The 10450-nt window shown below is 69.0% G+C and carries 11 protein-coding genes; 7 read left to right on the forward strand and 4 right to left on the reverse strand.

What is annotated here, in order from left to right:
* Positions 1-675: serine/threonine-protein kinase (locus VFF46_RS21220; protein WP_325038913.1), on the reverse strand; the 675-nt coding region annotated here is incomplete at its 3' end.
* Between the two features lie 81 nt (positions 676-756).
* Positions 757-1995, reverse strand: a complete 1239-nt coding sequence (locus VFF46_RS21225; protein ID WP_325038914.1) for a hypothetical protein — start codon at positions 1993-1995, stop codon at positions 757-759.
* Between the two features lie 112 nt (positions 1996-2107).
* Here VFF46_RS21225 and VFF46_RS21230 point away from each other — a divergent pair, with 112 nt between their 5' ends.
* Positions 2108-2704 (forward strand): DJ-1/PfpI family protein, encoded by a 597-nt coding sequence (locus VFF46_RS21230; RefSeq protein WP_325038915.1) that lies wholly within the window; start codon positions 2108-2110, stop codon positions 2702-2704.
* On the opposite strand, the gene VFF46_RS21235 is transcribed toward VFF46_RS21230, so the two are convergent.
* On the reverse strand, positions 2693-3394 hold the full coding sequence (locus VFF46_RS21235) for an SDR family oxidoreductase (protein WP_325038916.1): 702 nt from the start codon (positions 3392-3394) through the stop codon (positions 2693-2695). The genes VFF46_RS21230 and VFF46_RS21235 overlap by 12 nt on opposite strands.
* An 87-nt stretch (positions 3395-3481) precedes the next feature.
* On the opposite strand from VFF46_RS21235, the gene VFF46_RS21240 reads away from it, so the two are divergent.
* Both VFF46_RS21240 and VFF46_RS21245 read left to right on the forward strand, forming a co-directional pair.
* Entirely contained in the window at positions 3482-4066 is a 585-nt protein-coding gene (locus VFF46_RS21240) for a TetR/AcrR family transcriptional regulator (protein WP_325038917.1), read from the forward strand.
* A gap of 164 nt (positions 4067-4230) precedes the next feature.
* Positions 4231-5391 (forward strand): alginate lyase family protein, encoded by a 1161-nt coding sequence (locus VFF46_RS21245; RefSeq protein ID WP_325038918.1) that lies wholly within the window; start codon positions 4231-4233, stop codon positions 5389-5391.
* Here VFF46_RS21245 and VFF46_RS21250 read toward each other — a convergent pair.
* Entirely contained in the window at positions 5388-6194 is an 807-nt protein-coding gene (locus VFF46_RS21250) for a siderophore-interacting protein (protein ID WP_325038919.1), read from the reverse strand. The two genes, VFF46_RS21245 and VFF46_RS21250, sit on opposite strands and share 4 nt — an antisense overlap.
* Positions 6195-6309: 115 nt before the next feature.
* Between VFF46_RS21250 and VFF46_RS21255 the strand changes: the two genes are divergently transcribed.
* The 4 genes from VFF46_RS21255 to VFF46_RS21270 all read left to right on the forward strand — a co-directional run.
* Positions 6310-7377 (forward strand): FecCD family ABC transporter permease, encoded by a 1068-nt coding sequence (locus VFF46_RS21255; protein ID WP_325038920.1) that lies wholly within the window; start codon positions 6310-6312, stop codon positions 7375-7377.
* A complete protein-coding gene (locus VFF46_RS21260) occupies positions 7374-8411 on the forward strand; it encodes a FecCD family ABC transporter permease (protein ID WP_325038921.1) in 1038 nt (345 codons plus the stop codon). Before VFF46_RS21255 ends, VFF46_RS21260 begins: the two co-directional genes overlap by 4 nt.
* Position 8412: 1 nt before the next feature.
* Positions 8413-9312: an ABC transporter ATP-binding protein gene (locus VFF46_RS21265; protein ID WP_325038922.1), complete on the forward strand. Its 900-nt coding sequence runs from the start codon at positions 8413-8415 to the stop codon at positions 9310-9312.
* A gap of 182 nt (positions 9313-9494) precedes the next feature.
* Positions 9495-10450 (forward strand): M48 family metalloprotease (locus tag VFF46_RS21270; RefSeq protein ID WP_325038923.1); only part of this gene is annotated, 956 nt, incomplete at its 3' end.

Here is a 10450-nt window from a genome sequence, read left to right on the forward strand (position 1 = left end):
CTCGAACGGTCCCTTGCCGAACGGGCGGCGTCCAGTTGCAGCGAACGCCACGGTGGCTGCCCAGCCCCACCAGTCGGCGGACTGCGACACCATCTCGCCCTCGATGAGCTCAGGCGCCAGGTAGCCCGGCGTACCGATCACGAGGCCGGTCTGAGTGAGTCGCAGGTCGTCGGCGGCCTGGGCGATACCGAAGTCGATCATGACCGGCTTGCCGTTGCACATCATCACGTTGCCGGGCTTGAGGTCGCGGTGGATCACCCCGGCCGCGTGGATCGCCTGCAGCGACTCAGCCAGGCAACCGGCGAGCGGGAGCCACTTACGTGGCGTCAGCGGACCACGGTCGTCCACCTGCTCGTCCAGTGGACGCCCAGGGACGAAGCGGGTGACCAGGTAGGGCTGCTCGCCCTCCAGGTCGTGGTCGAGGATGCCGGCCACGCCAGGGTGGTTGACCTTCTGCAGTGTGGTCGCTTCACGCTGCAGACGGGCCCGTGCGATCGGGTCGTGCGCCACGTGCGGCCGCAGTACCTTCAGCGCCACCTCCTGGCGCTCCGGACCCTCGGCCAGGTACACGACGCCCATGCCGCCCTGTCCGAGCCGCCGGATCAGCCGGTACGGCCCGACCCGCTCCTCCACCTCCTCTTCACGGGTGGAAGGCGGTCCCCCTGAGACTGACATGGCATCTACGGTACGTCCCTTGCAGACCAGACCGTCCTGCGGAGAGCCGAGGTAATCGTCCGGCTTCGGTCCGTGCCCGGGCTACCGACGGGCCATTGCGGTGAACCAGGCGAGGATTTGTGGATAAGCGAGTTCGGCACTCCGGTTGTGGTCGACCGGGCCGACGTCGGTGATCGTGCTGGGGACCCCGAGCTTGGACCGGCAGCTGACCGAGTTGGCCGGCGGTACGTCGTGATCGGCGGACCCGGTGAAGAAGTGGATCGGGGCACGCGGCGTCCAGTCGGTGCAGATCGCGTCCGCGGCGCGGAGTCGTTCGCCGAGGGCACCGGCCGGATGCGCGAGGCTCTGCAGGAACTCCGGGCGGACCAGCTTCTCAGGGCTCGACGGCAGCGCGGCGGCGATCTCCTGCACCGTGTGGTCGCCGTCGAAGAGCGAGTCGACGACCTTGTCGTACGGCGGCAGGAACACCTCCGACGGGTCGTCGTACAGGTGGATGAGCCGGCTCCAGGACGTGAGGAAGTACCCGAGGTACAGCGTGGCGATGAACGGGGTGACCCGGCCGTCGACCAGCGCCGGCAGTTCGACGCCGAGGAGGTCGAACGGCCCGGCGACCGGCGCCATTGCGCGCAGCCCGAACCCGGGGACCTGTCCGCGTTGCAGCGCGCGCCCGAGGCTGAGGGTGATCCGGCCGCCCTCCGAGAACCCGGTGACGAGTACGTCGCGCCGTAACGACCGGCCGAGGACCGAGCTGAGCGTGCGGGTCGCGATCAACTGGTCGGCGGAGGCGCTGACCTCGGACGCGGTGTCGCCGTACGGGTGCCGGCCCGGACCGACTCCGAGGCCGAGCAGATCGGGCGCCGCGACCGCGAACCCGGCGCCGGCGAACATCAGGCTGCGCACACGGTCGGGAGCGGTCCGGAGTACCGACGCGGTGGTGTTGCGGGTCGCGTTCGTGCCGTGGAGGAACGTGACAAGGTCCAGCCGCCGGCTGCCGTTGCGGGGCAGCGCGACCAGCCCGCTGGCTGTGGTCGGAAGTCCTTGCGCGGTGATCGTGCGGTAGACGACCCGATACGCGTCGACGCCGTACTTCGCTGGGCCGGGCTTCATGCCGGTGGTCTGAAGGTACTGCGTCAGCTCGGGCGCGGACAGGTGCTCGATCGGCGTCACCGACACGACCGACCCGCGCCGGTTGTGTCCAGGCGGATCGACGGCGGTCGCGGGCGTGGTCGTACCGGCTACCAGGACGGACGCGCATGCGCCCAGGGCGGCGATCTTGGCGAGGTTCATTCCACCAACCAACCGCCGTACCTCCGCGGTCACGATGGGTCTGCACCCACCGCCACCGTGGTGATTACACCCGTGGCCAGATCTTGGCGAACAGCGGCTTCCCGGCCACTGGCCGGTACGGCGTCCGCACCGGTTGGGTGGAGGTATGCGGATCGAGATGCTGGTGTTCGACGGTGTGGACGAGATGGACGTGATGGGCCCGTTCGAGGTGTGGAGTCACGCCGCGCGGCGGTCCGGGTTCGAGCTGGCGCTGGTCGGGCTGGACGGACCGGTCGAGGTGACCGGGTTGCAGGGGCTGGAGTTCAAGGCGCCGGAGGGCCTCGGCCGGCCGGACGCGCTGTTCGTTCCCGGTGGTGGGTGGATGAACCGTGCGGACAAGGGCAGCTGGGCCGAGGCGCGGCGTGGGGTGATGACGGCCCGGATCGCCGCGCTGGCGCCGTCGCTGCGGTGGATCGGCTCCGTCTGTACCGGGTCGATGCTGCTCGCCGAGGCCGGGCTCGTGAAGGGCCGGCCGGCCACGACGAACCGTGGAGCGTGGGCGGAGCTGGAGGAGTTCGGCGCCGACCTCAAGACCAACCGCGTCGTGGACGACGGCACGCTGATCACCGCGGGCGGCGTGACCTCCGGGATCGACCTCGCGCTGTACGTCGTGGAGCGCGAGCTCGGCGCGGACGTCGCCGACGGGATCGCGGGTGCCATGGAGTACACCCGCGATCGGGACGTCTACGTCTCAGCCCGCTAGCTCCGGGTAGACGGCCGTCAGGTCGGCGGAGACGGAGGCTTTGGCGGTACGGGCGGTGTCGTCGGCGAGGACCTCGTACGCGCCGCTCTCGATGCCGTCCAGGGCCGCCTTGGCGATGTCCTCGGGGCGGGACTTCGGGGACGTGACCGCGGTCGCCATGTCGGTGTCGACGTACCCCATGTGCAGGCCGGTGACGCCGATGCCGCGGTCGAGGAGCTCCAGGCGGATCGCGTTCGTCTGCAGCCAGAACGCCGCCTTGGTGGCGGAGTACGCGCCGTGCCGGGCGACCCAGGACAGGGCCGAGTGCGCGTTCAGGATGTGGCCGCCGCCGTTCCGCTCGATGATCGGGACGAAGGCCCGGGTGAGCTGCAGTGGGCCGAAAAAGTTCGCGTCGAAGACCGCGCGGACGTCGTCGACCGAGCTGTCCAGGTAGGTGTCCGGGGATCCGGCGCCGGCGTTGTTGATCAGCACCGTGACGTCCGGCGCAGCGGCCGCCAGCGCGTCGATCGATGCCTGGTCGGTGACCTCGAGCGGCAGCGGTACGACCCGCGGGTCGCTGCTCGGCTTCGGGTCGCGGGCGGTCGCGTACACCTTCGCGACGCCTCGGGTCAGCAGGTCGTCGACGATCGCGCGGCCGATCCCACGCTGCCCGCCGGTGACCAGGACGACGGCGCCTTCGAGTGTTGTCATCGAAACTCCTCAATGGAAACTGATCTGTTTCCGCAAAGGTAAACCGATCGGTTTCTGATTTCAAATCCGCGCGGTACCCTCGATGCCATGAGCACTTCCGCGACTCCCCGTGAACGGCTGCTGGACGCCGCGGGCGAACTCTTCTACCGCGACGGCGTCAACATCGGAGTGGACGCGCTCTGCAAGGCGGCCGGGGTGTCGAAGAAGTCGATGTACCAGCTGTTCCGTTCGAAGGACGAGCTGATCGCGGAGAGCCTGGCCAGCCGCGGTCCGGGGTACCAGCTGATGCTGCGCCCGGGGGCCGAGGACGACCGGTCTCCGCGGGAGCGGATCCTCACCGTGTTCGAGCGCCAGGACGCGATGGTGGCCGAGGGCAACTACCTCGGCTGTCCGTACGTGAGTACGGCGGTCGAGCTGAAGAATCCGGAGCACCCGGGGTCCGTGGTGGCGCGGTACTTCAAGCAGCAGCTCACCGACTTCTTCCACCGCGAGCTGGTCGCGGCCGGCGCGGAGGATCCGGCCACGCTGGCGATCCAGCTGACGATGATCTTCGACGGCGCCAGCGCCCGCGCGGTGGTCCGCGCCCAGCCGCTCGGCGGGATCGGTGCCGCGACGGCGTCGGCGCTGCTGGATGCGGCCGGTGTACGCGCCCCCGAGCTGGCACTGCACTGAGCATGCCCGTGGAGGTCGCGAGCCGGCGCGGGCACTAGTGGGACGGAAACGCCTTTTGTTCCACGAAGTTCCGGTACCGACGGGGTCTTGACCCTGGTCGCCGTACGTCGTGACACTGCCGTGGAAACCGCTGTCCTACCGCCCCCGAAGACAGGACACCGCCCATGCGCAAGCTCCCCCTCGTCCTGGCCGCCGTGCTGCTGGCCGGGACCCTCACCAGCTCATCAGTTGCCCAGGCCGCAACGTTCACCCACCCCGGTGTGGGAGTGAGTCAGGCCCAGCTCGACTTCGTCCGCGCCAAGGTGCAAGCAGGCGCCCAGCCGTGGACCGACGCCTTCAACCAGGCCAAGAACAGTACGTACGCGTCCCTGTCCCGTACGCCGAAACCGCGTGCTGTCGTGGAATGCGGTCCGTACTCCAACCCGAACTACGGCTGCACCGACGAGCGTGAGGACGCCATCGCGGCCTACACCGACGCCCTGCTCTGGTACCTCACCCGTGACGACCGCTACGCGCAGAAGTCCATCCAGCTCATGGACGCGTGGTCGGCGACCATCCAGGACCACACCAACAGCAACGCCCCGCTGCAGACCGCCTGGGCCGGCTCGTCGTGGCCCAAGGCGGCGGAGATCATCAAGTACGAGTACGGCAACTGGCCGAACTCCGGGCGGTTCGCCACCATGCTCCGCAACGTCTACGTGCCGAAGATCATCAACGGCTCCAACTCCAACGGGAACTGGGAGCTGAGTATGACCGAGGCCCTGCAGGGCATCGGCGTCTTCCTGGAGGACAGGGCGATCTACGACAAGGCGATCGCGCTCTACAGGCTGCGGGTGCCGGCGTACGTGTACCTGGCGTCGGACGGTGCGCTGCCGAAGACCGTGCCGAGCCAGAACCTCAACACCCGCGACAAGATCGTCAGCTACTGGCAGGGCCAGGGGACGTTCGTCACCGGTCTGACGCAGGAGACATGCCGCGACTTCACCCACACCGGCTACGGCATCTCCTCGATCTCGCATGTACTGGAGACGGCTCGCATCCAGGGCGTCGACATGTACCCGGAGTTCGGTGAGCGGTTGCGGCAGGCGCTCGGCTTCCAGTCCAAGTGGGAGCGGAACCTGGAGCCGGTGCCGTCCTGGCTCTGCAACGGCACTCTCAACCGGGGCCTCGGTCCGATCACCGAGGTGGGCTACAACGCATTGCACACCCGCCTGGGCATCGCCATGACGAACACGCAGGCGCTGACGGAGTCACGGCGTCCTGCTGGTTCCAACAACCTGTTCGTTGCCTGGGAGACGCTGACCCACGCGGAGAACCCGTCCTAGCAGTGCGCTTCACCGCGCTTCCAGTAGCCCTGGAAGGAGATGGCCGACTTCGGCATCCCGACAGCGTTCACGAGATGACGGCGTACCTCTTTGATCATTGACGACTCACCGGCGACCCAGGCGTAGTCAAGATCGAACGGCAGAGCTGCCGACTTCAGTGCATCCAGCAACGAGCCATCCGTCACCCAGGTGACATCAGCCGAATCAGCGAGCGGCTGTACGTCGGCTGCGGATGGTACTGCAACAAAAACGGTGGCATGTACTGCGGCCGGCAGCTCTTCCAGGATCCCGGCCAGTGCCGGGAGCGCGGTCTCGTCCGCTACGAGCACGCGGCGGACACTGGTCGCCGGTGGGATGTAGTCGACGCCGGAGTGCACCAGGCCCTTCGTGCTGGTCGTGTCGACCGCAAACGGCAGCAGCAGCCCCACCTGGTCGCCCGGCCTCGCTTCACTCACCCACGCCGAGGCAGGACCGTTCACACCGTGCAGGACGAACTCGACGTCCAGCTCGGCCACCTCGGGCCGCAGTGCGCGCACGGTGTACGTCCGCATGATGAAACGCTCGTCGACGGGCTGCGCGCACCAGTCGGCGTACCACTCGGGGCCGGCCGGGAGGCGGATCGCGCTGCCGTTCGGCGGGGCCAGCAGGACCTTGATGCGCTGGTCCGGTCCGGCCGTCACCGCCTCCGCGATCCGCGGTGCGACGAATGTCACGCGGCGCAGGTGCGGGCTCAGGTCGTCGACGGCCGCCACGGTGGCCAGGATCGAATCGAACACGATCGGTCGCTCGAGGAGAGTCGTCATGGCGGGGGTTTCTCCATAAACTTCGCAGGGGGAGGAAACGTGCGGACCCGAGGTCGCCCGGGTTATGGTGAGGCGTCTAAAGGTTAGCCTTACCTAAGAGGATCCCGAAAGTCCAATGCCCCCGCCCACTGCCACGGCCGAATCCGGCTCGGAGACAGCTGCCCCGTCGCGTCCGCGGCGGACCCGGCGGACCACTCTGGTCGCCGGACTGCTCGGCTGCGCGGTCCTGCTGGTGCTGGTCTGCCTGCTCAGCATCGCGATCGGCTCCAAGCAGATCCCGCTGCCCACGGTGCTCGACGCCCTGCGCCACTACAACGAGTCGAACACCGATCACGTGATCGTCCGGTCGCTGCGCATACCGCGGACCTTGATCGGGCTGCTGGTCGGCGCCGCGCTCGGGCTGTCCGGCGCGCTGATGCAGGGCGTGACCAGGAACCCGCTGGCCGATCCGGGCATCCTCGGTGTGAACGGCGGTGCCGCGCTGTTCGTTGTCGGCGGCATCTACTGGTTCGGGATGTCGTCGCTGACGTCGTACGTCTGGCTCGCCTTCGTGGGCGCGGCCGCGGCGTCGGTCGCCGTGTACCTGCTCGGCTCGATGGGGCGGGAGGGTGCGACGCCGGTGAAGCTGGCGCTCGCCGGTGCGGCGCTGACCGCGATGCTCGGGTCGCTGACGACGGCGTTGCTGATCGGTGACGTGAACACCTTCGACCAGTTCCGGTTCTGGTCGGTGGGGTCGTTCGCCGGGCGTGGACCGGAGATCGCGAAGCAGGTCGCGCCGTTCATCCTGGTCGGGATCGTGCTGGCGCTGTTCTGCGGTCGGGTGCTGAACGCGTTGTCGCTGGGGGACGACGTGGCGAAGTCGCTCGGGCAGCGGGTGGGGTGGGCGCGCGCGTTCGTCGCGGTCGTCGTCGTACTGCTGGCCGGTGCGGCGACGGCGGCCGCCGGGCCGATCGGGTTCGTTGGGCTGACGATCCCGCACGTCGCACGGCTGGTGACCGGCCCGGACTACCGGTGGATCCTGCCGTACTCCGCTCTGCTGGCACCGATCCTGCTGCTCGGGTCGGACGTGATCGGCCGCGTCGTCGCGCTGCCGGGCGAGCTGCAGGTCGGCATCGTGACCGCGGTCCTCGGCGCGCCCTTCTTCATCGTCCTGGTTCGCCGCCGAAAGCTGGCGGACCTGTGACGGCGGAAGCGGTACAGCTCGTCGCCAGGGCCCGGGCCGCCCGGCAGACCCGTTCACTCGTCGTCATCGTCGTACTCGCCGTCGTGGTGTTCGCGGTGTTCTGCGTCTCGCTGTCGCTGGGGGACTTCAAGATCCCGGTGATCGATGTGGTGAAGACGCTGTTCGGCGGCGGTGACCACGCGACCGAGTTCATCGTCAACAAGCTTCGGTTGCCCAGGGCACTGACCGGTCTGCTGGTCGGCGCGGCGCTCGGGCTGTCCGGGGCGATCTTCCAGAACATCGCCCGGAACCCGCTGGCCAGTCCCGACATCATCGGCGTGACGTACGGCGCCAGCGCGTTCGCCGTGCTCGGGATCGTGACACTCGGGCTGACGGGTGTCGCGGTCTCGGCGCTCGCGATCGCCGGCGCGGTGCTGACCGCGTTCCTGATGTACGTGCTGGCCTGGCGGCACGGGGTGTCGAGCTACCGGCTGATCCTGATCGGGATCGGCATCGGCGCGATCGCGACCAGCATCACGTCGTACCTGCTGACCAAGGCCCGGGTGGAGATCGCGCAGCAGGCGCTCGTCTGGCTGACCGGCAGCCTGAACGGGCGGGACTGGTCGAACGTACGGTCGCTGGCGATCACGTTCGTCGTCCTGCTGCCGTGCATGGTGTTCCTGGTGCAGCAGTTGCGGATCCTGCAGCTGGGCGACGATACGGCGTACGGGCTGGGGCTGCGGGTCGAGGCGTCCCGGCTCGGGCTGATCGTGATCGCCGTACTGCTGGCCGCGGTCGCGACGGCGGCCGCCGGGCCGATCGGGTTCGTGGCCTTCGTGGCGCCGCCGATCGCGCGCCGGCTGACCAGGTCGCCGGGGCCGGCCATGATCACGTCCGGCCTGCTCGGGGCGCTCGTGGTGTCCGTGTCGGACCTGGTCGCGCAGCACGCGTTCGGACAGACCCAGTTGCCGGTCGGTGTGGTCACCGGCGTGGTGGGTGCGCCGTACCTGATGTTCCTGCTGGCCCGGGCCAACCGGGTCGGGAGTGGTGGCTGAGATGGAGGAGAACTTCGTGGAGCCCTTGGTCCAGCACAGCCTGGCCGCCGACGGTCTTGCGGTCGGTTACGACCAGCGGGAGATCATCCACGACCTGTCGGTGCGGATCCCGACCGGGAAGATCACGGTCATCGTCGGCGCCAACGCCTGCGGCAAGTCGACGCTGCTGAAGACCCTGGCCCGGCTGCTGAAGCCGGCCCGCGGATCGGTGCTGCTGGACGGGAAGAGCATCCAGCAGATCCCGACCCGCGAGGTGGCGACCAAGCTCGGCCTGCTGCCGCAGTCGCCGACCGCGCCGGAGGGGATCACGGTCGCGGACCTGGTCGGGCGTGGGCGGTACCCACGGACCCGGTGGATCCGGCAGTGGTCGAAGGCCGACGACGAGGCGGTCGCAGAGGCGATGACGGCCACCGACGTACTGTCGATCGCGGACCGGCCGATCGACGAGCTGTCCGGCGGTCAGCGGCAGCGGGTGTGGATCGCGATGGCGCTCGCACAGGAGACCGACATCCTGCTGCTGGACGAGCCGACGACGTTCCTGGACCTGACCCACCAGTTCGACGTGCTGGACCTGCTGGTCGACCTGAACAGGTCCGACGACCGGACGATCGTGCTGGTGCTGCACGACCTCAACCAGGCCTGCCGGTTCGGGGACCACCTGATCGCGATGAAGGACGGCGCGATCGTTGCCGAGGGCAACCCTTCGGAGGTGATCACCGAGGATGTGGTCCAGGACGTGTTCGGACTCGCCGTCAAGGTCGTCCCGGACCCGGTCGCCGGTACGCCGATGGTGGTCCCGATCGGCCGCCACACCACGCGCCCGGTCGCCTCCAGCCCCGCGGCCGCGGCGCTCGCCGCCAGCGCGGCGGCCAACGGGGTCTGCCGTCCCAAGGACCGCTGAGGCGCGAGGAATCGGCCGCTCGACAGTACGTATACGACTGCTACAGCCGTTCCGCACGCCTGGAAGCCGGTGCGTTCTGGCCGTAGTGGACGTATACGTACTGTCGACCTGCGACGGCGCTTATCCACAGGCCGGTGGAAGGGGCTCGGTTTCTGTCCGTCCCGCTGGTTATGGTGGCGGGCATGTTGTCTGCGCTCGGGTATCACCGGTCCGTCCTGGCGGTTGTCCGCCGGGTCGACGAGCGTGCCTGGACGGCGTTGCGCGGTGGACCGGAGGAGTCGCTCGACGACGTGCTGCTGCGGAACGCGTACCGCTTGGAGGCCGACGTACATCCGGACGTCTTCCGTGCGGGTGAGCGGGCGGCGCGGGCGCTCGAGCTGGACGAGGGCGTCGACTACTACCAGGTGAGCGGCGAGCCGAATGCGTCGTACCTGCATCAGGCGGGCAAGCCGGTGATCCTGTTTCAGGGGGCGCTGCTGGAGCGGCTCGACGAGGACGAGTTGACGGCGGTGATCGGGCACGAGTTGGCGCACCGGTTGTTGTGGCAGGCGGATGACGGTGCGTACCTTGCGGTCGATCGGCTGCTGGATGCGGCAGCCGGCGATGCTCGTACGCCGGCGCAGTACCTGGAGACGCACCGGCGGTGGTCGCTCGCGACGGAGCTGTTCGCGGATCGGGGCGCGCTGACCGCGTGTGGTGACCTGCGTACGGCCGTCCGCGCGTTGCTGAAGCTGGAGACCGGGTTGAGCACGGCGGATCCGGATGCATATCTGCGGCAGGCGGACTCGCTCGATCTGCGGTCGGGCAGCCGTGGTACGTCGCATCCCGAGGCGGTGGGTCGCGCGTGGGCGCTGAAGAACTGGCTGGCCGGCGAGGACGTTGAGGCGCTGGTGACGGGACCGCTCGACGTGGACGCACCCGATCTGCTGGATGCCGTCCTGTTGCGGGACTTGAGCCGGGACTTCGCGGCGGTGATCGCGCAGACCGAGGGTTTGCGGACAGACGCGATCGCGACCGCGGCCGCCGGCTTCACGGAACCGGAAGGGCCGCTCGGCGTACCCGTTGGGATGCGTTTCGACGAGCCGGTGGCGGTGCGGCCGGTCGACGGGGCGCCGGTGCCGCGGCCGAGACCGTTGGC

This window comes from Kribbella sp. (genome assembly GCF_035655035.1).
GTDB lineage: Bacteria > Actinomycetota > Actinomycetes > Propionibacteriales > Kribbellaceae > Kribbella.

Bases quoted from the DNA above. Each gene is read 5' to 3' on its own strand.
- VFF46_RS21230 (WP_325038915.1), top strand. From the start codon at position 2,108: ATGCGGATCGAGATGCTGGTGTTCGACGGTGTGGACGAGATGGACGTG.
- VFF46_RS21235 (WP_325038916.1), bottom strand. From the start codon at position 3,394: ATGACAACACTCGAAGGCGCCGTCGTCCTGGTCACCGGCGGGCAGCGT.
- VFF46_RS21240 (WP_325038917.1), top strand. From the start codon at position 3,482: ATGAGCACTTCCGCGACTCCCCGTGAACGGCTGCTGGACGCCGCGGGC.
- VFF46_RS21245 (WP_325038918.1), top strand. From the start codon at position 4,231: ATGCGCAAGCTCCCCCTCGTCCTGGCCGCCGTGCTGCTGGCCGGGACC.
- VFF46_RS21250 (WP_325038919.1), bottom strand. From the start codon at position 6,194: ATGACGACTCTCCTCGAGCGACCGATCGTGTTCGATTCGATCCTGGCC.
- VFF46_RS21255 (WP_325038920.1), top strand. From the start codon at position 6,310: ATGCCCCCGCCCACTGCCACGGCCGAATCCGGCTCGGAGACAGCTGCC.
- VFF46_RS21265 (WP_325038922.1), top strand. From the start codon at position 8,413: ATGGAGGAGAACTTCGTGGAGCCCTTGGTCCAGCACAGCCTGGCCGCC.